The sequence below is a fragment of the Streptomyces sp. NPDC096040 genome (genome assembly GCF_040303265.1).
Taxonomy (GTDB): Bacteria; Actinomycetota; Actinomycetes; order Streptomycetales; family Streptomycetaceae; genus Streptomyces.
On record NZ_JBEOTA010000019.1, the window covers coordinates 1 to 22276 of the forward strand.

Consider the following 22276-nt stretch of genomic DNA (forward strand, 5'->3'; position numbering starts at 1 on the left):
AAGCAGTGAAAAGTGTCAGAAAATCAAACAAAAGAACCTCAACGTGATACCCCATATCACCCAGGATCTCCAAGCCAATACGTCGACTGTTAAACACCCTGCTGCACCTTGCCGGTCGGGAAACCGCTATCGGCCCCGGGCGAGACGGCGGGCGCCAACTCGCCTGGGCCAACCTTCTCTCTGGGATCGCCATGTCACTCTGCCTGGGCTCATGGATTCCCGACGCCCATCGACTGGCCTGGGAGGGTGCCCTCTTGCCGCCGGGGCTGGTCTGTCTGGTCCTCAGTGTCTGTCTTCGCCGGGGTGCCTGGCGTGGCCGCGAAGTGCGGGGTGACTGATCTCGCACCAGACGGTCTTGTGGTCCAGGGTCTGGTTCACGCCCCAACGGTCGGTCAGTTCGTCGAGGAGGGCCAGGCCGCGGCCGGACTCCTCCGTCTCCGCGGCCGCCCGCAGGACGGGCGGCGTTCGTGGGGCGGGGTCCGTCATCTCGATTCGGGTGCCGTCGTGTCGTGGTGTGCCGGTGACGCGGACGGTCACCGGTGTGCCCTCGCCCACGTGGGTGATCACGTTCGTCAGCAACTCCGTCGCACAGAGGCGGACGTCGTAGGGGTGGTCGCGCAGGTGGTGGCGTAGTTCCGGTGCCGCCTTCGGGGTGGCCAGCAGGCGGAGTTCGAGGTGGGTCATCGTTCTCCCGCCGACTTTCGCAGTACGGCGGTGAGGGCGCGGGCCGTGGCCGTGTTGCAGTTCCCCAGCGCGATGAGTCCCGTCGGCGGGGCGTACGTACCCGCGAAGCTCGGCAGGTCGACCCGGAGGGAGGGGAGAGTGATGCCGTGCTCGGCGAGGGCGGTGCGGAGGTCCTCGACGCACAGGGTGACGTCGTAGGCCGTGGGGGAGTGGTCGGGCATGAGGGTGGGCAACCTTCTGTGTGCCGTGTGTGATCAATGCCTCACAGAGTGTCGTCCGGCTCGCTACCGTGGAAGGGCATTCGCGTCCGCGACGCGAACTGCGGAAACGGCCCGGTGAGTTACGGCGGTGAGCGCGTGGTGCGGCGTAAGGACATCGACGGCTCGGTGAGCGTCCCGACCTTCTACGGCAAGGAGTTGCGGTGGAAGCGGGAGGCGGCGGGACTGTCGTTGGAGAAGCTGGTCGAGGGCAGCTTCTACGGCAAGTCCCATCTGAGTGACATCGAGCGCGGTGAGCGGCGGATGCCGTTGGAGCTGGCCCGGCATGTGGATCGGGTGCTGGGCACGGACGGCTACTTCGAGCGGCATTGCGAGGATGTGCGGCGGGCGAGAAGAGCGGGGCACGCTGAGTACTTCGAGAAGGTCCTGGACGCCGAGAAGCACGCCCTGACCATTGAGGAGTGGTGCCCGATCCTGATTCCGGGGCTGCTTCAGACTCCGGCCTACGCACGGGCCGTCATCCTGGCGGGCCTCCCGATGTCCCTCGACGCTGAGGTGGAGGAGAAGGTCGGCGCGCGAATGGCACGCGCCGAGCTTTTCGAGGCTGACCAGCGCACTCCGGAGTACTGGGTGATCCTGCATGAGTCGCTGATCCGGGACCCGTTCCTGTCCGGCCAAGACATGGCCGAACAACTCGACCGCATCGTGGAGTTGGCGGACCGGCGCCGGATCACTCCGCAGATCGTCCCGCGGAATGGAAGGGCGTATCCCCTGATGGCCGCCTCCGTCACGGGCATGACGTTCTCGGAGGCTCCACCGCTGATCTACACCGAGGCGTCCTACAGCGGGGACACCATCGATGATCCTGCCCTCGTGCAGGAGTACCGCAAGGCATACGATCGGCTCAGGGCCGTCGCGCTGTCACCAGACACGTCCCTCGCCATGATCAAGTCAGCGGCAGAGGATCACCGAAATGGCAAGCAACCGGATCGACTTGAGTGACGCTCTCTGGTTCAAGAGCAGCTACAGCAACGAAAGCGGCGGCAACTGCGTCGAAGTCGCCGACAACATGCCCGGCCTCGTCCCCGTGCGTGACTCCAAGTCCCCCGACGGACCCGCCATCCTCCTCCCCGCTGCCGCCTGGGCTCCCTTCGTGGCTTCCCTCAAGTCCGCCTGACGCGAAGGGGCGTGGGTTCTCCTAATGAAGACCCCGCGCCCCTCCACTCAAGCCGCGCAGCGGATCAGTGCTTGCGGTACGACTCCACGTAACTCGTAGACGGCGTGCCCACGCCCGTCACGTCGTCGTAGCCCTTCACCGCGGACAGGGTGCTGTCCTTGCCGAGGCCGCGGACCGAGGTCAGCAGGCCGCCGGTGGCGTGGTAGCCGATAGAAGTCCACGCGGACGACCGCGAGGCCCTTGCCGCCGCGCGCCTCCTGGGCCAGGGCCCGGACAGTCGCGATCACCGGGGCGGCCGGCGAGGTGCCGCCGATGCCGTACTCCAACATGCCGTGACCCGCCGCCAGTTCCGGCGTCGTCCGCCCCGCACACGCCCCGGCACTCACTCTTCTGCCCTGACGGCGGGCGGCGTCCGTGCTTGCTGGGATACCAGGACTCGAACCTGAACTAGCGGAACCAGAAACCGCCGGGCTGCCAATTACCCCATATCCCATTCGCCCCGAAGACCGCGGGAGCTCGGTCAGCCGGGCGTTGCCCTACCGCGTGTCGCTGTAGAACCTTGCCCAATCTATTCACACTCTCCGTGATGTTCGGTGATGTGCGCCCGGAGTGTCGAGCAGAGTTTTGGAGTGTGGCGGCGAACAGCGTCCGGTGGTCGATCCACGCCGCGTTCTCCACCTTCGCCCCGTGGCCGCCGCGGCCAACGGCGTGGCTGAAGGTGATGCGCAGGAACCAGCCGAGGGCTGCGGTGGTCCTGCAAGCCGCAGTCCTGAGAGCCCCTGTCGCCGGCGCCGCTCGCACGGTCGTCCGCCACCTCCAGCAGCAGCTCATCCTGCCGCGTACCCGGCCGGTTCGCCCGTCGCCGGATCCGAACGGGGGATTCCTCGTCCTGAGCGGCTTGCCCGATTGTGGGCGGAGTGACGGCAGCTTAGGTTCAACGCGTCGGAATAATTCCGAAAAAGCCAACATCGTAATTTATGTCGGCTTTCCTCTGGTATTGAACGGAGCGTTCATGTCGGTGATGACCGGTACCCCGCCCCTGCAGCAGTTCGGCCAGCAGTTCGGCGGGCCGCAGCAGCAGTTCGCCGGGCCGCAGCAGCAGTTCGCGCAGGTCGTCCAGCAGTCCATCCAGCAGGCCTGCCAGCAGGCGGGCCAGCAGATCGCGCAGCGCATGCAGCAGACGCTGCAGCAGATCCAGCAGGTCCAGCAGCAGCTGCAGCAGCAGGGCATGGCCCACCACGCCCACCCGTACCTGGCCGTCGCGCTGCATCACACCCTGATCCAGGGCGTGCGCAGCGCCGTGGAGCAGTCCGTGCAGCAGGCGCTGCCGACCGCGATCCTGGCGCTGGTGCAGCAGAGCCAGCCGGGCCAGCAGGGCCAGCAGCAGTGGGGCGGCGGCTTCGGCCAGCAGCACCCGCAGCAGTACCAGCAGCCCGGCCTCGGCTTCGGCCAGATGGGTCAGCCCTTCGGTATCGGCTGACATGAGGCAGTGAGCTGTGCGGTGTGCCCGGGGCCGGTTCCCGGGCACACCGCACAGCCGTGGAAGGCGCGAGCCGCCCGTCACATGGATCAGAAGCTCAGGAACCGACGCAGGCATGGTTAAGGTGGATGTAATGGTCAAGGACAGGCCCGGAAGCAAGCCCCGGAACAACCGCCAGAGCGAATCCGAGGGCGCGGGGGCCAGCGGGCCGGGCCCCGAGGAGAAGTCGGCGCCACGCAAGAAGGGCGGACCGTCACCGATCGCGGTACAGCCGCGCCGGTCTCGCTACATGGTGACCCCGCTGCCGCAGCAGCTTCGGCCCGTGGGAGTGCCCGAACTCGGCATGGACGCGGTGTGCGACCGTCTGGAGCGGATGCCCGAGGTCACGGTGGTCCGCAGACTCACGCCGTCGGACAAGCTGCAGGCGGTGGGAGTGCAGCCCTCCTGCCCCGAACTCGTGGTCGTCGAGGCCCCCGAGGCGCAGGTGCCGGCGATGCGGTCGCTGTATGTGCACATCGAGCCGGATCTGCCGCTGTGCGCAGCCGTACCCGTTGCCATGCCGACCGCGGGGATGCTGCCGCTGCGCGACCCGGGGCTGGTGATGCCGCTGGAGGAGCCTGTGGAGGTCTCGGTTCGCGTCTGCGGCCCGGACGGCGAACCGCTGGCCGACGCCGGGGTGTTCCTGATCGGGGCGACATGGCCGAGCCAGGGCATCACCGGCCCCGACGGGAGGGTCACCCTCACCCCGGCGACGGAGACCGCGCAGTCCATCCAGTCCCTCTACGTCCGGCCCGCGGGCGGCTACACGGACCGCTGGATCCACCGCCCCGACCTGTCGGCGACCCAGGAAAACCTCGTCACCCTCACCCCGCTGTCCAAGATCTACCCGGAACTGGAACAGCGGCAGAGTTACGGCTGGGGCCAGCAGGCCATGCGGCTGGACCGGCTGCCGCCCACGTTCCGCGCCTTCGGCACCAAGATCGCTGTCATCGGTACGGGCGTCAGCATCGACCACCCCGACCTGAAGCCACAGGTGCGCACCGGCACCGACCTCGTGCGTCACACAGAAGAGGGCTGGGCCCATGACCCGGTCGGCACCGGAACCCACGCGGCCGGCGTCATCGCCGGGGCGGACACCGGCAAGGGCATCATCGGCATCGCCGTCGACGCCGAGGTCGAGGTCTGCCAGGTGATGCCCGACGGCCACTTCAGCGACCTGATCGCCGCCCTGGACTACTGCATCGAGCATGAACTCGACATCGCCCACATCGAGGTGGCGACCCCCTACCCCTCGGCGCTGGTCTCCCGCAAACTCGCCGACGCCACCGCGGCGGGCATCGCCTGCATCGCTCCGGCAGGCGACAACGGCGGTCCGGTCTCCTTCCCCGCCTCGCTGCCCACCGTCTTCGGCGTGGGCGCCCTGGGGGCCTTCGGCACCTACCCGCCCGACACCTCCCATGCCGCCCACATCGGGCCACAGTTGAGTCCCGAAGGGCTGTTCGCCGCGCCGTTCAGCTGCCATGGTCCCGGAGTGGACGCGGCCGCCCCCGGGGTCGCGGTCCTGTCCTGTTCCCCGGACGGCGGCTACACCGCCCTCGACGGCACCGGCACCGCGTCCGCTCACATCGCCGGCCTGGCCGCGCTCGTGCTGGCCCACCACGAGGACTTCCACGGCCAGCTGCTGCCCCGCGGAGCCGGCCGCGTGCAGCACCTGTTCGAGATCATCGCCGCCAGCTGCCGTCCACTGGCCGCACCGGGAACACTGGACGCGGCCCGTACCGGGCGCGGCCTGCCCGACGCTCTCACCGCCCTCGGCCTGGCTCCCGGCACACAACTCGCCCCAGCCCTGTCCCCCTTTGCCCCCTCCATGACCGGGTAGATGCCTGCCGCGGCCTGCAAGCCGGCCGGCCCCGAGGACGGGGGCCGTCCGGCTTGCGGGCCAGCCAGGCTCGAAGTCGCGCTACAGCAACGGCAGCGGTGTCGACTGCGTTGAGGTCTCCACCGACTCTCCCGGCCTCGTCCCCGCCCGCGACTCAAAGGCCCCTCACGCTCCCGTTCTCGTCCTCACCGCCACCGCTTGGGCCCCCTTCGTCGCCTCCCTCAAGTCGCGGTAACGCAAAGGGGCGTGAGGTCCGGAAGACCCCACGCCCCTACCACTGGCTGGTCGATCAGTGGCGGCGGTACGACTCCACGTACCCGCCCGCCGGCGAGCCCACGCCCGTCACGTCGTCGTAGCCCTTCACCGCGGACAGCGAGCTGTCCTTGCCGAGGCTGCGGACCGAGGTCAGCAGGCCGTTGGTGGCGTCGTAGGCGTTGGCGAAGTCGACGCGGGCGACCGCGAGGCCGGAGCCGGTCGGGTTGTCGGTGACGTCGTGGAAGACGCCCTTCTTCCCGTACTTGGCGTAGATCGACGGGTTGGCGAAGCCGAGGGCCTTGCCGCCGGCCGCCTCCTGGGCGAGCGCCTGGACCGCCGCGATGGTCGGCGCGGCCAGCGAGGTGCCGCCGATGCGGTACTCGCTGTACTGCTGCGACCCGTCGGGGAAGGTCTGGGTCTGGCCCACCAGGAACCCGGTGTTCGGGTCGGCGATCGCCGAGATGTCCGGGACCACGCGGTTGCCGGTGGCGCTGTTGGCCTTCGCGAGGGAGTCCGGGACGACGCCCTTCTGGTAGTACGGCTCGGCGACCGTCGCGCTGGTGCCGCCGCCCGCGCCCGAGGTGAACGCGCCCGGGAAGGAGGTCCAGCTCTTGCCGTCGGCCGACAGGGTCGCCTTCTCGGTGCCCCAGCCGGTCTCCCACAGGTACTTGTCGCCCTTGCCGACGGCGAGCGAGGTACCGCCGACCGCCGTCACCCACGCCGAGTTGGCCGGGGTGTCGACCTGCTTGGTACCGGTGTTGGCGACCTCGTCGCCGTTGTCGCCGGAGGAGAAGTAGAAGCCGATGCCCTGCACCGCGCCCAGCTGGAAGACCTGGTCGTAGGCGGCCGCGAGGTCCGGGGTCTGGTTGGCCTCGATGTCGCCCCAGGAGTTGGAGACGATGTCGGCCAGGTGGTTGTCGACGACCTTGCTGAGCGAGTCAAGCAGGTCGTCGTCGTAGCAGGAGGCGGCGCCCACGTAGGTGACGTCGGCGTTCGGCGCGACCGCGTGGACGGCCTCGACGTCGAGGGTCTCCTCGCCGTACCAGCCGGCCGCCCCGCACTCCTCGGTCTTGGTGTACGCGCCCGGCAGCACCTGGTGCAGCTGGCTGGTCTTCCAGGCCGCGTCGCCGTTCTTCTGGGCGTAGGTGCCGGCGTCGAAGGCGATGGTCGGCGAGGCGTACGCGTCGGTGATCGCGACGCGGACCTTCTTGCCGGTGTACTCGCCGGCGCCGTAGGCGGCCCGCAGCTGCTTGCCGGTGTAGCCCTTGATGGCGTACGGGATCTTGGAGCCGTAGGCCGACGGCAGCGTGGTCGCGGTGTTCGAGCCGTAGTACGACGAGAACGGTCCGGCGTTCTTGAACACGGCGTCCGGAGGCGGCAGCGTGTCGTCGTGGCTGGCCTTGTGCGGCGCGCTGTCCAGGCCGGTGACGGTCAGGATGGAGCTGCTCACGGCCGCCGGCACCGAGGCGGTCTTCTCCGGCGCGCGGTAGGTCTTCGAGCCCTTGGCGTAGTTGTGCAGCTGGGTGCCGAACGCCTGCTCGGCGGCGGAGACGTCGCCGGAGACGGCTATGTAGTGCTGGGTGACCTCGGTGACCTTCAGGCCGGACGCGGTCAGCCAGGACTTGACGGCCTTCACCTGGGCCGCGGTGGCGCCGAAGCGGGCCTGCACCTGCTTGGCGCTGAGGTACTTGCCGTAGAGCGGCGAGCTGGGGTCGGACACCGCCTTCGCGTAGGCCGCGAGGCCGTTGGCGTTCCGGCCGGCCAGGTAGACCCGGGCCTTGACCTGCGCGCTGTTGGAGGTCGCGCCCTTGTCCGCCTTGGCCGTGGCCCAGGTGGGCTTGGTGCCCTTCAGGGTGTCACGGGCCGGGCTGTCCGCGGCGTGGGCCGCGGGTATGCCGAGTGCGAGCGCGCCGGCGATCATCGGCAGTGTCGCTGCCATGCTCACGCTGGCCCGCACCTTGGCACGGTTCGATCTCATACTGCCCCCTGCTATGCGGTTCGACGCATGGAGTGGTCGGTCAACCGTGATCACCAGGAGGCCGGCGGCGGAACGGCCCGTGAATGGATCACACGATGGGGGTCACTCTTGCGGTGAACTGTTCATGCCAGGGGAATGAAAAGGCCAAGGAAACCCCAAGTGGGCGTTGATTAGGGGCTTTTGGTTGGATTTCGATGTCGTACCGAACGTTACGGATCGATTGCGATTGTCGGCAAGCCCTTGCGGTGCCGTTAAGTCGACAAATCGCCCACGCCGTACGCCCGTTCAGGTGCGCGGCTTCGCGCCCCGCTCCTTCAGCATCTGCGCCATCGTCGTCAACTCCGACTGCTGCGCGTCCACCATGCCCTGGGCGAGGTTCTTCTCCACCTCGACGGTGCACTTGGCCACACACCCCTCGGCCATGTGGATACCGCCCTTGTGATGGTCCGTCATCAGCTGCAGATAGAAGATCTCCGCCTGCTTGCCGTTCAGCGTCCCCAGCTTCTTCATCTCGGTGTTGGTCGCCATGCCCGGCATCAGCGAACCGTCCTTGCCGGAGGCCATGTCGCCCATGCCCATCCAGGTCATCGGCGGATCGGCCGACACCTTCGGCAGCCCCCACAGATCCAGCCAGCCCAGCAGCATGCCGCGCTGGTTGGCCTGCGTCTGCGCGATGTCGTAGGCGAGGCGCCGTACGTCGGTGTCCTTCGTGCGGTCGCGCACGATGTACGACATCTCGACGGCCTGCTGGTGATGGACCGCCATGTCCCGCGCGAACCCCGCGTCCGCCGAGTCGGCGCTCGGGACCGTACTGCCGCCGCCGTTCTCACCCGCGACCGCGTAGCTGATCGCGCCGGCCGCGACCAGTACCGCCACCGCGGAGCCCGCGATGAGCACCGTCCGCATCACTGGCTCTTGCCTCCCGTGCACGCGGCACCCGGCTCGGGCGTCTGCTTGCCCTGCACGAACTCCTCGAAGAACTTGCCCACGTTCAGGTCGCCGGCCCCGGTCACGGTGCGCTGGTGCGCCCACGCCGTCATCATGATCGGGTCCTTCTGCTTGTCGTCCGGGCTCATCAGCGTGTACGGCGTCTGCTTCACCTTCGCCGCGAGCGCGTCGACGTCGGCCTTCTTCGCCTTGCTGTTGTACGTCACCCAGACCGCGCCGTGCTCCAGCGAGTGCACGGCGTTCATGTTGTCGAGCGCCTCGGTGTAGACGTCACCGTTGCAGTTCTGCCAGACCGGGTTGTGGTTGCCGCCCACCGGGGGCTCGGTCGGGTAGTGCACGGTGGTCGTCACATGCGTCCGGCCCAGCGTGCCCTTCCAGGTCTTCACCCCGTCCGCGCCGGTCACGAAGTGTCCCGAGCTCTTCGCGTCGGCCGCCGCGGTGTCGTCACCGGACCGGTTCTTCGCGAGCGCCACACCGCCGGCGACGAGACCGAGGACGACCACCACGCCGGCGGCGATCGTGAGGATCCGGCCACGGCGCTCACGCGCCTGCTCGGCGCGCCGCATCTCCTCTATACGCGCCTTGCGCTCGGCACTGCTGCTCTTCTTCGCGGAACCCATGGGGTGTCCTTCTGGGGGAAAGGGACGTGGAAGGTGGGGCCCGCTGATCGTAATGGGGGAGACGGGGCCAGTCGTAGCGAGGACACAGGAAAGACCTGGAAATGCCGGTGTTCGACAGGAGGCCGATAACCGGAACGTACGGCCACGGACGATTTTTGCACCTGATATTCATGTTCGTGGGCCGGAGGTGACTCGCGCCGGAATCGAATCGGCCATTACGGATGTCGCTGCGAGCAGGCAAGATGGGCGTCAGGGCGGTACACCTGCCGTACGGGAGCCGTTCAGCCCGAGGACGCCGGGGCGATCAAGGTCTGCAACGCGCATGAAATGCTGTTGTGGTGTGATGCTCAGGTGCCCGACCGCCTTCCCGTGGGACCGGGAGCAGGCGGCCTGACCAGCAAGGATGGGGAAGCGGAAGATGGACAAGCAGCAGGAGTTCGTGCTCCGGACCTTGGAGGAGCGCGACATCCGGTTCGTACGCCTGTGGTTCACGGACGTGCTGGGCTTCCTCAAGTCCGTCGCCGTGGCCCCGGCCGAGCTGGAACAGGCCTTCGACGAGGGCATCGGCTTCGACGGCTCCGCGATCGAGGGCTTCGCCCGGGTCTACGAGTCCGACATGATCGCCAAGCCGGACCCCTCCACCTTCCAGGTCCTCCCGTGGCGCGCGGAGACCCCCGGCACGGCCCGTATGTTCTGCGACATCCTCATGCCGGACGGCTCCCCGTCCTTCGCGGACCCGCGCTACGTCCTCAAGCGTGCCCTGGCCCGCACCTCCGACCTGGGCTTCACCTTCTACACCCACCCGGAGATCGAGTTCTTCCTGCTGAAGGACCGCCCGCTGGACGGCTCCCGCCCCATCCCGGCCGACAACTCGGGCTACTTCGACCACACCCCCACCAACGTCGGCATGGACTTCCGCCGCCAGGCGATCACCATGCTGGAGTCGATGGGCATCTCGGTCGAGTTCTCCCACCACGAGGGCGCGCCGGGCCAGCAGGAGATCGACCTGCGCTACGCGGACGCCCTGTCGACGGCCGACAACATCATGACGTTCCGCCTGGTCATGAAGCAGGTGGCGCTGGAGCAGGGCGTGCATGCGACCTTCATGCCGAAGCCCTTCTCCGAGCACCCCGGCTCGGGCATGCACACCCACCTCTCCCTCTTCGAGGGCGACCGGAACGCGTTCTACGAGTCGGGCGCGGAGTTCCAGCTCTCCAAGGTCGGCCGTTCCTTCATCGCGGGCCTGCTCAAGCACGCCGCGGAGATCTCGGCGGTCACCAACCAGTGGGTGAACTCCTACAAGCGCATCTGGGGCGGCTCGGAGCGCACCGCGGGCGCCGGCGGCGAGGCCCCGTCGTACATCTGCTGGGGCCACAACAACCGCAGTGCGCTGGTCCGCGTCCCGATGTACAAGCCCGGCAAGACGGGCTCGGCGCGCGTCGAGGTCCGCTCCATCGACTCCGGATCGAACCCGTACCTGGCCTACGCCGTCCTGCTGGCGGCCGGCCTCAAGGGCATCGAGGAGGGCTACGAACTCCCGCCGGGCGCCGAGGACGACGTCTGGGCCCTCTCCAACGCCGAGCGGCGGGCCATGGGCATCGAGCCGCTCCCGCAGAACCTCGGCGAGGCCCTGACCCTCATGGAGAACAGCGACCTGGTCGCCGACACCCTCGGCGAACACGTCTTCGATTTCTTCCTGCGCAACAAGCGCCAGGAGTGGGAGGAGTACCGCAGCGAGGTCACGGCCTTCGAACTGCGGAAGAACCTGCCGGTGCTGTAGGCACTCGCGGTACGGCGGCACAGACGGGGCCCCGGGGTACGTCCTGTACCCCGGGGCCGTGGCGTCGAGGGAGGATCAGCCGACGTACGCCGGAGACACCGCCGACACGCTGATCCGCCGCGGCGTGCCCGTGCCGTCCGCCGGTACCTCGTACAGGTCCGCCCCGTAGTCGCCCGGCAGCGCGTAGACGATCGTGCGGCCGTCCTTCCATACCGCCTGGTCGTCCACGCTCCGGGCCTCGGCCAGCGGGGTTTCGCGCATCGTCGTCAGGTTCAGGACGTACAGGCGCCAGGGGGCGTCCTTGGGGAGGCCCTTGACCCGCTTCTTGTACGCGACGCGGGTGCCGTCGGGGGAGAGGGACGGGCATTCGACGTTCGCGTGGAGGGTGGTGACCGTACGGGTGCGCAGGTCGCCCCGGACCAGATACGTCGAGCCCCTCGTCGCCAGCGTGGCGTAGAAGGTGTGGTCGTCCGACGCGAAGGTCACGCCCCAGAAGTTGGTGTCCGCCGAGTGGTGGACACGGCCGTCCTTCAGGACGCGGAACGTCTCCAGGGAGGGGATCAGCGAGCCCGTGCGGGTGTCGACGATCGCCGTACGCGTGGAGAAGTTCGTGCCCGCGTAGGAGTCGCCGCCCACGAACGCCGTCCATGCGGCGTAGTGGCCGGTGGGTGAGACGCGCGCGCGGGACGGGATGCCGGGGACGTTGTAGTGGGCCTTCGTGTGGAGTCTCGCGTCCAGGATCAGGGCGCGGTAGGTGTCCGAGACCGGGCCGTGGACCGCCTGGAGACACACCCCCGTGCCCGAAGCGGCGTAGAACCGCAGGCACTTCACGCCCGACGCGGTGCGCGGGCCGGCCGGGTCGGTCGCCGGGACCGTCGTCAGCTCGTCCCGGTGCGGGCCCCATGCCAGGTTGCGGAAGACCATGCGACCGGGGGTGGTCAGGGTGACCGTCCCTCCGGTGATCTGGGGGCCGCCCGCCTGGGTCTGGTCGCGGCGCTCCGCCCGTGCCGACGCGTGCAGCACGGAGGCCAGCGCTACGGCCGCCAGGACCGCCAGCGCCGACAGCAGGATCAGGATGCGGGAACGCAGGGTCATGCGGCTGCCTTCCGGAAGGGACGGAGGGTGAGGGCGTACGCCGCGCACACCGCCAGGGCCACCGCCGACACGCTCAGCGCCGTACGGTCGCCCCACAGTGTCCACGCCGCGCCGAACGCCAGTGAGCAGGCGAAACGTGCTCCAGCCTGGCCCGTCTGGACCAGCGCGAGGCCCGACGAGCGCAGCGCCTCAGGGACGCTGTCCGAGGCGGCCGCCATCAGCACCCCGTCGGTCGCCGCGTAGAACGTGCCGTGCAGGGCGAGGACCACGTACGGCAGCGCCGTACCGTGCCAGGACGTCAGCAGCAGGACATACGCCAGCAGCAGGGCTCCGTGGCCGGTGAGGAACACCCGCCAGCGGCCCCAGCGGTCCGCCAGCCGGCCCAGCGGCACGGCCAGGAGGAGGAACGCGGCCGCCGTGCCCAGCGGGAGCAGTGCGAACCAGCGGTCCGGGACGCCCAGCCGCCGTTGCAGCAGCAGGTACACGAACGAGTCGCTCACCGTCGCCAGGCCCAGGAGCAGCGCGCAGATGGTGAGCCGGCGCAGGTCGCGGTGGGTGAGGAGGGCGAGCGCCGCCCGCAGGGTGGGGCGCGTGCCGGAAGGAGCCGCCCGGGTACGTCCGCCGCCCGGCACGAACAGCACCAGGACCAGCACCCCGGCCACGGCCACGCAGAAGCTCACCATGAACACGGCGTCGTAGCCGTCCACCGTCGCCCGCAGGATCAGGAACGCGACCAGGGGCCCGAGCAGGGCGCCCGCCGTGTCCATCGCCCGGTGCACGCCGAAGGCACGGCCCCGGGTCTCGGGGGTGCTGGAGAGGGAGATCAGGGCGTCGCGCGGAGCCGTGCGCAGGCCCTTGCCCGTGCGGTCCGCCGCGAGGACCAGGCCTATGGGCGTCAGGGTGTGGGCGATCAGCAGCAGTGGCTTGCACACCGCCGACAGCGCGTAGCCCGCGCCCGCCACCCACTTGTGCCGGCCGCCGCCGCGGTCGGCGAGATGGCCGCCGACCAGGCGTACGACCGCGGAGAATCCGTTGTAGACGCCGTCCAGGAGCCCGAAGCCCAGCGGGGACAGGCCCAGGCCCGCCACCAGGTACAGCGGGAGGACCGCTGTCACCATCTCGGAGGACACGTCCGTGACCAGGCTGACCGTGCCGAGGGCGAGGACGGTGGGGGCGACCGCGGTGCGGTACCGCCCGGCCGTCACCGGCCGGGCGGTACCTTCCGCGGACGCCGCCGGAGTGCTCGCGCGGCTGTCCGCTACGTACACGTCAGGACGCCCAGATGCCGGAGATGTCCTTGGCGGAGGCCGCGTTGCCCGCGTGCGCGGTCAGGCCCTGGGTGTCCTCCAGGGTGCGCAGCAGGTCGTAGTGGTTGTACGTCGTCGAGGACGAGGAGCCCGCCGTCACCGGCTGGCCGTACAGGACCGTCGGGATGCGGTTGCCGCTGAGCCGGTTGTCCTCGTCGAAGGTGACGACCAGGAGGCTGTTGTGGGTCTTGGCCCAGGTGGCGTACGCGCCGAGGTTGTTCTTCAGCCAGGTGTCACCGGTGGACACCGAGCAGTCGTGCATGTCGCTGCACAGGTTGGGGACCACGAAGGACATCTGGGGCAGCGTCGTGTAGTCCGTCGGGAACTGGGTGAACGTCTTCGCGGACGACGTCGGCACATTGCTGAAGCCGAACCACGGGTTGTGCTTCTGCGCGTAGTTGCCGCTGCTGCACGTGGTCGAGCCCTGGCTGGGCAGGGTCTCGTTGTAGCTGGCCCAGGTGCGGCCCGCGGCGAGCTGCTCGGAGGCCAGGTTGGCGGCCGAGGAGAAGCCGGGGGTGTAGCAGCTGTCGTCGGTGATGCCCTGGGTGGAGCCGGAGAACAGGGCGAAGTAGTTCGGCTGGCTCGGGTGGGTGATGGCGTACGACTGGGTGAGGTTGGCGCCGCCGGTCTTGAGCGAGTTGATGTACGGCGCGCTGGAGGAGCCGATGACCTGGCTGTATGCGTGGTTCTCGAAGACCACGACGACCACGTGGTCCGGGGTCGGCACGGCACCCGCGGCATGCGCGGAGCCGCCGCCGAAACCGGTCCACAGTCCGATCGCGGCCGCGGCGAGCGCGGTCGCGGACGCTACGACGGTACGGGCACGGCGGTACACGGAACTGCCGGACACATCAACCTCCGGTGGGGGATGGGCGGGGCTGGCGGTGCGGACAGAGCATGCACACGCCAACATTCCCGTGTGCCACGGAACTCAACCAGACGGATGAAAACCGCATGAACGACTGCTGCCGGGCCGACGGGTGCCGAGCCGTCCCGTGGGGTACCCGCCGTCCATGGCGGAGATTTTCGTGGGCACCTGTTCCTGGACCGACCGCGCCCTGGTGACGAGCGGCTGGTATCCGCGCGGGCAGCGCGACGCCGAGGGGCGGCTGCGGTACTACGCCGAGCGGTTCGGCGTGGTCGAGGCGGACTCGCCGTACTACGCGCTGCCGAGCCCGCGCACCGCCCGGCTGTGGGCGGAGCGCACCCCGGGCGGCTTCCGCTTCGACGTCAAGGCCTTCTCCCTGCTGACCGGGCATCCGACCAGGCCCGCCGCGCTGCCCGCCGACTTACGGGCGGCGTTCACGCGCGGGCGTGCCACCGATCCGGGGCTGCTGGACGAGGTGTGGGCCCGGTACGCGGAGGCCGTGGAGCCGCTGCGGCGCGCCGGGCGGCTCGGGACCGTGCTGTTCCAGTACCCGCCCTCCCTCGCCCCCGGCCCCCGCTCCGAGGCCGTCGTCAGCGCGAGCCGTGAACGCGCGCGGGGCTGGCCGTTCGCCGTGGAGTTCCGGCATCCCGGGTGGTGGCAGGGCGACCGCGAGCACGCCACGGCCGCGCTGCTCACCGACCTCGACGCCACCGCGGTGGCCGTCGACACGGCGCAGGGGCTGCCCACCTCCATGCCGCCCGTCACGCCCGCCACGACGAGCCGGCTCGCGGTCGTCCGGTTCCACGGCCGCAGCCCGCACTGGGGGACGGGCAGCAAGGAGGACCGCTTCCGGCACGTCTACACCGAACGGGAACTGACACCGTGGCTGCCGCGTATCCGCGCCCTGGCCGACCGCACCGACCGGGTCCACGTCCTGTTCAACAACTGCTGCGCCGACGCGGCCGTCACCGCGGCGGACACCATGCGCCGCCTGCTGGGCGGGACGGTGCCCCACCAGGTGAGCCGCCGAGTGGACTTCCGCGGTTGCCCCGCGAGTTGACGAGGGACTACTCGAACCGCCAGCGCGTCTGGCTGAACGGCTCGCCCTTGCCGAAGCCGAGAACCTTGCGGGGCCGCACCGCGAAGACCAGGGTCCGTCCCGGCTCCCGGTGGAAGTAGCCGTCGGCCACCTCGTAGTGCCAGAACGGGCCGTACTTCTCCTCCCAGGCCGCCGCCAGCTCGCGCAGCCGGTCGTCGTCGGTGACCCGTACCGCCTCGCCCTCGACGGTCAGGTCGTACCCCCTGGTCCAGCTGTTGGTGCCGGTCGTCAGGACGACGTGCGGGTTCCCGGCGAGATTGTGCGCCTTGTGTTCGCCGGGGCCGGTGCCGAAGTGCAGCGCGCCGTCGTGCCACACCGCGAGCAGCGGGGTGACATGCGGCCGCCCGTCCGGCCGTACCGTCGAGATCCAGAACAGCTCGGAGTCGGTGAGCACCTTCTCCGCGTCGGACCAGTCGTGGGCCCGGGTGCCCTTGCTGCTGTAGCGGGCGTCCAGCACACCCTCGGGTTCGCGCATGATGCCTCCTTCGGTTCCCTGCCGGTACAGACCCGGTACAGACCACGATCCCGCCGCAAACTCATCGGCGCTCGTGACAGGGTCTGCGGTTAGGCTCTGGCGTGGACGACCTTGATCCGACGACCTTGATCCGGAGGGAGGCCGCGGATGACGCCGGGGCGCAGGAGCAGTACCTTCACGCGACTGCTGCGGCACGGCTTCACCGATGCCTCGGCCGCGGAGCGGCTGCTGGACAGCGCCGAGCTGGCCGCCGTACGCGATGATCCGGTCCTCCTCGAGGCACTCGGTGCCACCGCCGACCCGGACCTCGCCCTGCACGGCCTGGTACGGCTGCTGGAGGCCCAGCCCGGTCCCAGCGCCCACCGGGAACTGCTCGACACCCTGATAGCGGCCAAGCCGCTCCGGGACCGTCTGCTGGGCGTCCTCGGCGCCTCCGCCGCCCTCGCCGACCACCTCGCCCGGCATCCGCGGGACTGGGAGGCCCTGGTCACCTACGAGCCCCGGGACCTGCACCCCGGCGTGGCGGAGTTCGAGCGCGGCCTGGCCGGGGCCGCCGACCCGGTCGGCCTCCGGGTCGCCTACCGCCGCTGCCTGCTGTCCATCGCCGCCCGGGACGTGTGCGGCACCACGGATGTCGCCGAGACCGCCGCCGAGCTCGCCGACCTCGCCACCGCGACCCTGCGCGCCGCCCTCGCCCTCGCCGAGCGCGCCGCGCCCGAGGACGCGGCCGCCTGCCGGCTCGCGGTGATCGCCATGGGCAAGTGCGGCGGCCACGAGCTGAACTACGTCTCCGACGTCGACGTCATCTTCGTCGGCGAGGCCGCCGCCGGCGCCGACGAGGCCAAGGCCCTCCGCTCCGCGACCAAACTCGCCTCACACATGATGCGCATCTGCTCCGAGACCACGGTGGAGGGCTCGATCTGGCCGGTCGACGCCAACCTGCGTCCCGAGGGCAGGAACGGCCCCCTCGTCCGCACGCTGAGCAGCCACCGCGCCTACTACCAGCGCTGGGCCAAGACCTGGGAGTTCCAGGCCCTCCTCAAGGCCCGCCCGGTCGCCGGCGACCCCGAACTGGGTCAGCAGTACATCGACGCCCTCGAACCGCTGGTCTGGAAGGCCGCCGAGCGCGAGAACTTCGTCACCGACGTGCAGCAGATGCGCCGCCGGGTGGTGGAGAACATCCCCGTAGCCGAGGTCGACCGCGAACTGAAGCTCGGCCCCGGCGGTCTGCGCGACGTCGAATTCGCCGTCCAGCTCCTCCAGTTGGTGCACGGACGGGCCGACGCCACGCTCCGCTCCGGCAGCACCCTCGACGCCCTCCAGGCCCTCGCCACCGGCGGCTACGTCGGCCGTGCCGACGCCACGCAACTCGACGACGCCTACCGCTTCCTGCGCTCCATGGAGCACCGCATCCAGCTCTACCGGCTGCGCCGCACCCACCTGGTCCCCGAGGACGAGGCCGACCTGCGCCGCCTGGGCCGCTCCCTGGGCCTGCGCACCGAACCGGTGACCGAGCTGATCCGCGAGTGGAAACGGCACACGGGTGTCGTACGACGCCTGCACGAGAAGCTCTTCTACCGCCCGCTGCTCGACGCCGTCGCCCAACTCGCCCCCGGCGAGGCCAGGTTGAGCACCAAGGCGGCCCGGGAACGCCTGGAGGCCCTCGGCTACACCGACCCGGCCGCAGCCCTGCGCCATCTGGAGGCCCTCGCCTCGGGCGTCACCCGCAAGGCCGCGATCCAGCGCACCCTGCTGCCGGTCCTGCTGGGCTGGTTCGCCGACTCCGCCGACCCGGACGCGGGCCTGCTGAACTTCCGCAAGGTCTCCGACGCCCTCGGCAAGACCCCTTGGTATCTACGTCTGCTGCGGGACGAGGGTGCCGCCGCCGAGAACCTCGCCCGGGTGCTGTCGGCCGGCCGTCTCGCCCCCGACCTGCTGATGCGCGCCCCCGAGGCGGTCGCCCTGCTCGGCGACAGCGACGGCGCCCGCGAGGGCGGCGGCCCCGGCGGCGGTCTGGAACACCGCGAACGCGCCCAGCTGGAAAGGGAGATCCTCGCCGCCGTCGGCCGCGCCGACAACGCCGAGGTCGGGGTCCGGGCCGCGCGTGGCGTGCGCCGCCGCGAGCTGTTCCGTACGGCCGCCGCCGACATCGTCGACTCCTACGGCACCGAGAACACGCCCGTCGAGGCCGACCAGGGCGCCCTGGTGGACCGGGTCGGCGGCGCGGTCTCCGACCTCACGGCGGCGACACTGGCCGGGACGCTGCGGGCGGTGGTCCGCGACGGCTGGGGCGACACCCTGCCGACCCGGTTCACGATCATCGGCATGGGCCGGTTCGGCGGACACGAGCTGGGCTACGGCTCCGACGCGGACGTCCTGTTCGTGCACGAGCCCCAGGAGGGCGTGGACGAGCGGGAGGCCGCCGACGCGGCGAACAAGGTCGTCTCCGAGATGCGGCGGCTGCTCCAGATCCCCAGCGCCGACCCGCCGTTGCTGATCGACGCCGACCTGCGGCCCGAGGGCAAGTCCGGGCCGCTGGTGCGCACGCTCAAGTCCTACGAGGCGTACTACCGCCGGTGGTCCCTGGTATGGGAGTCGCAGGCCCTGTTGCGGGCCGAACCGGTCGCCGGGGACGAGGAGTTGGGGTGCCGGTTCATCGAGCTCGTCGATCCGCTGCGGTATCCGGCGCAGGGGCTCGGCGAGGACGAGGTCCGCGAGATCCGGCGGCTGAAGGCCCGTATGGAGTCCGAGCGGCTGCCGCGCGGGGCCGACCCCAAACTGCACACCAAACTCGGGCCGGGCGGGCTGTCCGACGTCGAGTGGACCGTGCAACTGCTGCAACTGCGGCACGGCTGGGCCGAGCCGGGACTGCGAACCACCCGGACGCGCGAGGCGCTGGCCGCGGCGTGTGCGGCAGGGCTGCTGGGGGCCGAGGAGGCCGCGACACTGGACGAGGCGTGGGTGCTGGCCACGCGGGTGCGGAACGCGGTGATGCTGGTGCGGGGGCGGGCGGGCGACACGTTCCCCCCGGAGAGCCGGGAGTTGGCCGCGGTGGGGCGGTATCTGGGGTACGGGGACGGGCATGTGGGAGACATGCTGGACGCGTATCGGCGGACTGCTCGGCGGGCCAGGGCGGTCGTGGAGGAGCTTTTCTACGGGGCTTGAGGGGTTGCGTTTCGGGGAGTTCGGTCGTGTTTCGGGTGCGGCGCCGTTGGGGCTCGTCGCGCCCCACGGCGGAGCCGCTGATGACGCCTGCCACCACCCGCCGGCCGATGTGCTCACCCGGTACCAGGGCCCCCAGCGCCCAGGGCGCCGATCATGTCCGCGTCCACCGGAACAGCGGGCCCCAGCTCAGCAGGTCCGAGCGATGCCAGGGGGCGAAGATCAGGACCGTACCGGCGAAGCCCACGAGGAGGCCGGTCGGACGGCCGCCGGACAGGCCGCGGTCGGTGCCGACGGTGAGGCCGATGAGCAGGGACCACAGGGAAGCTGCGCTGCAGGATGGATGTGCGACGGATGCGGATGCTCCGGGCCGTGGTGGCCGATGGGTCGGTGGCCGATGGGTCGGTGACCGGCGCGGCGGTGACCCTCGCTACACGCCCTCCGCGGTGAGCCGGCAGATCGCCACGCTGGAGAAGGAGGCCGGGGCCGCGTTCCCGGAGCGGGTCGGGCGCGGGGGGCGGCCGGCCGCCGCCGAGCTGCTGCTCTCCGAGTACGCCGACGCGGTCGCCCGGCAGGTCGCCGAGGCCGAGACCGCCCTTGCCGACCTACTCGTGGGGCGCACGGGGCGGCTGTCGGTGCGGTACTTCGCCACAGCGGGCGCGGCCCTGGTCGCCCCGGCGGTCGCCCGGCTGCGCGCGGAGCACCCCGGGGGGCGGATCGAACTGCGGCCGGCCAGCGACGCGAAGGAGCCGCTGGCCGATGTGAAGGAGGGCCGGGCGGGCCTGGCGGTTTTGGTGCGGGCCGAGGGGCGGCAGGAGACCGGCGTACGGCTGCTGCGGCTGCTCGACGACCCCTGTCTCACCGTGCCGCCCCGCGGGCGAGTGGCCAGGACCCTGTCTGGGCAGCGAGGACTATGTCACCGCCCAGGGGTTCGTCACCGCCGGGCTCGGGGTGAGCCTGGTGCCCCGGCCGGGGCTCGGCAGCCGCCATCCGGGGGTGGTCGTACGGGAGGTCCGTCATCCACGCGGTGGTAAGGGAGACCGCCCCGCCGCAGCCCGCGCGGGAGACGTTCCCCGACGCACTGCGGGCGGCGGCCGGGGCCACTGTCTGATCATGCCCGCGTGTGGTTCAGGAGCCCCCTCAGCCGCTCCGCAGGGCTAGCTAGGTCTGTCTCGGCAACGCGTAGGGCAGCGCGCCGTACCACAGCCTCGCCACCGTGAAGCCGAAGGTCAGGCACAGCATGCCGCCCACCGCGTCCAGCCAGAAGTGGTTGGCCGTGGCCACGATGACCAGCAGGGTCGCCGTCGGGTAGAGGAGGCCCAGGATCCGTACCCACGGCACCGATGCCAGCGCGAAGATCGTCAGGCCGCACCACAGCGACCAGCCGATGTGCATGGACGGCATCGCCGCGTACTGGTTGGACATGTGCTTGAGGTCGCCTGAGGCCATCGAGCCCCAGGTGTGGTGGATCATCACGGTGTCGGCGAAGCGGCCGCCGGTCATCAGCCGCGGCGGGGCGAGCGGGAACAGGTAGTAGCCGAGGAGGGCCACGCCGGTCGTGGCGAAGAGAGCGAGGCGGGCCGCCGCGTAGCGGCCGGAATGGCTGCGGTAGAGCCACACCAGCACACTCAGCGTCACCACGAAGTGCAGTGTCGCGTAGTAGTAGTTCATGCCGATGATCAGCCAAGTCACCGAGTTCACGGCGTGGTTGACCGAGGCCTCGACGGCGATGCCCAGGTGGTGCTCGGCCCGCCAGATCCAGTCCGCGTTGCGCAGCGCCTGCGCCTTCTGCTCCGGGACCGCGTTGCGGATCAGCGAGTAGGTCCAGTAACTCACCGCGATCAGCAGGATCTCGAACCAGAGCCGGGGCCGGCCCGGTGTGCGCAGCCGGCGCAGGAATCCCTGTTCTCCCTCGCCCGTGACGGTCTGCGGAAGGGTCTGTTGTGCGCGACCTTCCGGCTCTGTCACGGTCGAGTCACTCATAGGCACAGAGTCTGCCAGATAAGACGTCTTCGACAGATCATCCCAAGGTTCGGTTCACCGCGCATTTTCTACGGCACGACGACTACTTCCCAGGTACTGCTCAGCTGATGCCGAGGTACTGCGGCGTCGTCAAGGGCGGTTGGTGCGGTCCCCCGGTGCCGACGCCGTAGAACCGCGTACCACCAATTCGGGCATGAAAACGAACTCGCTGTGCGGAGCCGGCGTACCCCCGATCTCCTCCAGCAGGGTGCGCACCGAGGCCTGCCCCATCGCCGGGACCGGCTTGCGGATCGTGGTGAGCGGCGGGTCGGTGAAGGCGATCAGCGGGGAGTCGTCGAAACCGACCACCGAGATGTCCTTGGGGACGTCCAGACCCCGTTGCCGGGCCGCCCGTATCGCGCCGAGGGCCATCATGTCGCTGGCACAGACGATCGCCGTGCAGTTGCGGTCGATCAGCGCCGTGGTCGCCGCCTGACCGCCCTCCAGGGTGTAGAGGGAGTGCTGGACCAGCCCGGACTCGACCGCGTCGGCCGGCAGCCCCAACTGGTCCTGCATGGCCCGTACGAAGCCCTCGATCTTGCGCTGCACGGGGACGAACCGCTTCGGGCCGAGGGCGAGACCGATCCTCGTGTGCCCCAGGGACACCAGATGCGTGACCGCCAGGGTCATCGCCGCCCGGTCGTCCGGGGAGATGAACGGCGCCTGCACCTTCGGCGAGAAGCCGTCCACCAGGACGAACGGCACGCCCTGCGCCCGCAGTCGTTCATAGCGCTGCATGTCGGCGGTGGTGTCCGCGTGGAGGCCGGAGACATAGATGATGCCCGCGACCCCGCGGTCCACCAGCATCTCGGTCAGCTCGTCCTCCGTGGACCCGCCGGGGGTCTGGGTGGCGAGCACGGGCGTGTATCCCTGCCTGGTCAGCGCCTGCCCGATGACCTGGGCCAGGGCCGGGAATATCGGGTTCTCCAGCTCGGGGGTGATCAGCCCCACCAGGCCCTCGCTGCGCTGCCGCAGCCGTACCGGACGCTCGTAGCCGAGCACGTCCAGGGCGGCGAGCACGGACTGGCGGGTGGTGGCGGCGACGCCCGGCTTCCCGTTGAGGACCCGGCTGACGGTCGCCTCGCTCACCCCCGCCTGCGCTGCGATGTCGGCAAGCCGTGTGGTCACGCCACTGGACTGTACCGGCCGTATGTCCCCTTGCACACCGATCGGGCGCCTGATGCGGCCTGGGGGGCGGCCCGGTCCGGGCTGCTGCGTCATCGCACTCC

Annotated in this window: 20 protein-coding genes and 1 tRNA gene; 9 read left to right on the plus strand and 12 right to left on the minus strand. The window is 70.3% G+C overall.

From position 1 onward, the window contains the following. Positions 1–282: 282 nt before the first annotated feature. The gene (locus ABTY98_RS25470) at positions 283–684 is read right to left on the minus strand and encodes an ATP-binding protein (protein WP_352223273.1); all 402 of its coding nucleotides are present in this window, start codon (positions 682–684) and stop codon (positions 283–285) included. Beyond that, the gene (locus ABTY98_RS25475; protein WP_352223274.1) at positions 681–905 is read right to left on the minus strand and encodes a hypothetical protein; all 225 of its coding nucleotides are present in this window, start codon (positions 903–905) and stop codon (positions 681–683) included. Before ABTY98_RS25475 ends, ABTY98_RS25470 begins: the two co-directional genes overlap by 4 nt. Positions 906–1040: 135 nt before the next feature. On the opposite strand from ABTY98_RS25475, the gene ABTY98_RS25480 reads away from it, so the two are divergent. Both ABTY98_RS25480 and ABTY98_RS25485 read left to right on the plus strand, forming a co-directional pair. Continuing rightward, the gene (locus ABTY98_RS25480) at positions 1041–1904 is read left to right on the plus strand and encodes a helix-turn-helix domain-containing protein (RefSeq protein WP_352223275.1); all 864 of its coding nucleotides are present in this window, start codon (positions 1041–1043) and stop codon (positions 1902–1904) included. Next, complete coding sequence (locus tag ABTY98_RS25485; protein WP_352223276.1) at positions 1876–2079, plus strand: DUF397 domain-containing protein; 204 nt, start codon at positions 1876–1878, stop codon at positions 2077–2079. Before ABTY98_RS25480 ends, ABTY98_RS25485 begins: the two co-directional genes overlap by 29 nt. A gap of 421 nt (positions 2080–2500) precedes the next feature. Here the strand turns inward: ABTY98_RS25485 and ABTY98_RS25495 are convergent. Next, positions 2501–2572: transfer RNA gene (locus ABTY98_RS25495), tRNA-Gln, on the minus strand. A gap of 519 nt (positions 2573–3091) precedes the next feature. Between ABTY98_RS25495 and ABTY98_RS25500 the strand changes: the two genes are divergently transcribed. From ABTY98_RS25500 to ABTY98_RS25510, 3 genes are all read left to right on the plus strand, one after another. Continuing rightward, positions 3092–3559, plus strand: a complete 468-nt coding sequence (locus tag ABTY98_RS25500) for a hypothetical protein (protein ID WP_352223277.1) — start codon at positions 3092–3094, stop codon at positions 3557–3559. A gap of 133 nt (positions 3560–3692) precedes the next feature. Further along, the gene (locus tag ABTY98_RS25505) at positions 3693–5438 is read left to right on the plus strand and encodes a S8 family serine peptidase (protein ID WP_352223278.1); all 1746 of its coding nucleotides are present in this window, start codon (positions 3693–3695) and stop codon (positions 5436–5438) included. A gap of 4 nt (positions 5439–5442) precedes the next feature. After that, a complete protein-coding gene (locus ABTY98_RS25510) occupies positions 5443–5673 on the plus strand; it encodes a DUF397 domain-containing protein (protein ID WP_352223427.1) in 231 nt (76 codons plus the stop codon). 54 nt (positions 5674–5727) lie between these two features. Here ABTY98_RS25510 and ABTY98_RS25515 read toward each other — a convergent pair whose 3' ends face one another. From ABTY98_RS25515 to ABTY98_RS25525, 3 genes are all read right to left on the minus strand, one after another. After that, the gene (locus tag ABTY98_RS25515; protein WP_352223279.1) at positions 5728–7671 is read right to left on the minus strand and encodes a S53 family peptidase; all 1944 of its coding nucleotides are present in this window, start codon (positions 7669–7671) and stop codon (positions 5728–5730) included. A gap of 285 nt (positions 7672–7956) precedes the next feature. Beyond that, positions 7957–8577: a DUF305 domain-containing protein gene (locus tag ABTY98_RS25520; RefSeq protein ID WP_352223280.1), complete on the minus strand. Its 621-nt coding sequence runs from the start codon at positions 8575–8577 to the stop codon at positions 7957–7959. Further along, positions 8577–9239, minus strand: coding sequence for a thioredoxin-like domain-containing protein (locus tag ABTY98_RS25525; protein ID WP_352223281.1), 663 nt, complete (start codon positions 9237–9239; stop codon positions 8577–8579). The genes ABTY98_RS25520 and ABTY98_RS25525 overlap by 1 nt, the downstream gene beginning before the upstream one ends. 418 nt (positions 9240–9657) lie before the next feature. Between ABTY98_RS25525 and glnA2 the strand changes: the two genes are divergently transcribed. Next, entirely contained in the window at positions 9658–11019 is a 1362-nt protein-coding gene (gene glnA2, locus ABTY98_RS25530; RefSeq protein ID WP_352223282.1) for a gamma-glutamylpolyamine synthetase GlnA2, read from the plus strand. Between the two features lie 75 nt (positions 11020–11094). Here glnA2 and ABTY98_RS25535 read toward each other — a convergent pair whose 3' ends face one another. The 3 genes from ABTY98_RS25535 to ABTY98_RS25545 are packed head-to-tail and all read right to left on the minus strand — an operon-like array spanning position 11095 to position 14271. Further along, complete coding sequence (locus tag ABTY98_RS25535) at positions 11095–12114, minus strand: TolB family protein (RefSeq protein ID WP_352223283.1); 1020 nt, start codon at positions 12112–12114, stop codon at positions 11095–11097. After that, positions 12111–13382 (minus strand): MFS transporter, encoded by a 1272-nt coding sequence (locus ABTY98_RS25540; protein WP_352223284.1) that lies wholly within the window; start codon positions 13380–13382, stop codon positions 12111–12113. The genes ABTY98_RS25535 and ABTY98_RS25540 overlap by 4 nt, the downstream gene beginning before the upstream one ends. 1 nt (position 13383) lies before the next feature. After that, the gene (locus tag ABTY98_RS25545) at positions 13384–14271 is read right to left on the minus strand and encodes an alkaline phosphatase family protein (protein ID WP_352223285.1); all 888 of its coding nucleotides are present in this window, start codon (positions 14269–14271) and stop codon (positions 13384–13386) included. 163 nt (positions 14272–14434) lie between these two features. Between ABTY98_RS25545 and ABTY98_RS25550 the strand changes: the two genes are divergently transcribed. Next, positions 14435–15349, plus strand: coding sequence for a DUF72 domain-containing protein (locus tag ABTY98_RS25550; protein WP_352223287.1), 915 nt, complete (start codon positions 14435–14437; stop codon positions 15347–15349). A 7-nt stretch (positions 15350–15356) separates the two neighbouring features. Here ABTY98_RS25550 and ABTY98_RS25555 read toward each other — a convergent pair whose 3' ends face one another. After that, on the minus strand, positions 15357–15863 hold the full coding sequence (locus tag ABTY98_RS25555) for a pyridoxamine 5'-phosphate oxidase family protein (RefSeq protein WP_352223288.1): 507 nt from the start codon (positions 15861–15863) through the stop codon (positions 15357–15359). 147 nt (positions 15864–16010) lie between these two features. Between ABTY98_RS25555 and ABTY98_RS25560 the strand changes: the two genes are divergently transcribed. Then, positions 16011–19028, plus strand: coding sequence for a bifunctional [glutamine synthetase] adenylyltransferase/[glutamine synthetase]-adenylyl-L-tyrosine phosphorylase (locus ABTY98_RS25560; protein WP_352223289.1), 3018 nt, complete (start codon positions 16011–16013; stop codon positions 19026–19028). 443 nt (positions 19029–19471) lie between these two features. Next, positions 19472–20059 (plus strand): LysR substrate-binding domain-containing protein, encoded by a 588-nt coding sequence (locus tag ABTY98_RS25565; RefSeq protein WP_352223290.1) that lies wholly within the window; start codon positions 19472–19474, stop codon positions 20057–20059. A gap of 127 nt (positions 20060–20186) precedes the next feature. On the opposite strand, the gene ABTY98_RS25570 is transcribed toward ABTY98_RS25565, so the two are convergent. Together ABTY98_RS25570 and ABTY98_RS25575 are read right to left on the minus strand one after the other, a co-directional pair. Beyond that, the gene (locus ABTY98_RS25570) at positions 20187–21008 is read right to left on the minus strand and encodes a phosphatase PAP2 family protein (protein WP_352223291.1); all 822 of its coding nucleotides are present in this window, start codon (positions 21006–21008) and stop codon (positions 20187–20189) included. Between the two features lie 129 nt (positions 21009–21137). Beyond that, complete coding sequence (locus ABTY98_RS25575) at positions 21138–22175, minus strand: LacI family DNA-binding transcriptional regulator (RefSeq protein ID WP_352223292.1); 1038 nt, start codon at positions 22173–22175, stop codon at positions 21138–21140. Between the last annotated feature and the right edge of the window lie 101 nt (positions 22176–22276).

Bases quoted from the DNA above. Each gene is read 5' to 3' on its own strand.
- ABTY98_RS25470 (WP_352223273.1), bottom strand. From the start codon at position 684: ATGACCCACCTCGAACTCCGCCTGCTGGCCACCCCGAAGGCGGCACCG.
- ABTY98_RS25475 (WP_352223274.1), bottom strand. From the start codon at position 905: ATGCCCGACCACTCCCCCACGGCCTACGACGTCACCCTGTGCGTCGAG.
- ABTY98_RS25485 (WP_352223276.1), top strand. From the start codon at position 1,876: ATGGCAAGCAACCGGATCGACTTGAGTGACGCTCTCTGGTTCAAGAGC.
- ABTY98_RS25500 (WP_352223277.1), top strand. From the start codon at position 3,092: ATGTCGGTGATGACCGGTACCCCGCCCCTGCAGCAGTTCGGCCAGCAG.
- ABTY98_RS25505 (WP_352223278.1), top strand. From the start codon at position 3,693: ATGGTCAAGGACAGGCCCGGAAGCAAGCCCCGGAACAACCGCCAGAGC.
- ABTY98_RS25515 (WP_352223279.1), bottom strand. From the start codon at position 7,671: ATGAGATCGAACCGTGCCAAGGTGCGGGCCAGCGTGAGCATGGCAGCG.
- ABTY98_RS25520 (WP_352223280.1), bottom strand. From the start codon at position 8,577: ATGCGGACGGTGCTCATCGCGGGCTCCGCGGTGGCGGTACTGGTCGCG.
- ABTY98_RS25525 (WP_352223281.1), bottom strand. From the start codon at position 9,239: ATGGGTTCCGCGAAGAAGAGCAGCAGTGCCGAGCGCAAGGCGCGTATA.
- glnA2 (WP_352223282.1), top strand. From the start codon at position 9,658: ATGGACAAGCAGCAGGAGTTCGTGCTCCGGACCTTGGAGGAGCGCGAC.
- ABTY98_RS25535 (WP_352223283.1), bottom strand. From the start codon at position 12,114: ATGACCCTGCGTTCCCGCATCCTGATCCTGCTGTCGGCGCTGGCGGTC.
- ABTY98_RS25550 (WP_352223287.1), top strand. From the start codon at position 14,435: ATGGCGGAGATTTTCGTGGGCACCTGTTCCTGGACCGACCGCGCCCTG.
- ABTY98_RS25555 (WP_352223288.1), bottom strand. From the start codon at position 15,863: ATGCGCGAACCCGAGGGTGTGCTGGACGCCCGCTACAGCAGCAAGGGC.
- ABTY98_RS25560 (WP_352223289.1), top strand. From the start codon at position 16,011: ATGACGCCGGGGCGCAGGAGCAGTACCTTCACGCGACTGCTGCGGCAC.
- ABTY98_RS25570 (WP_352223291.1), bottom strand. From the start codon at position 21,008: ATGAGTGACTCGACCGTGACAGAGCCGGAAGGTCGCGCACAACAGACC.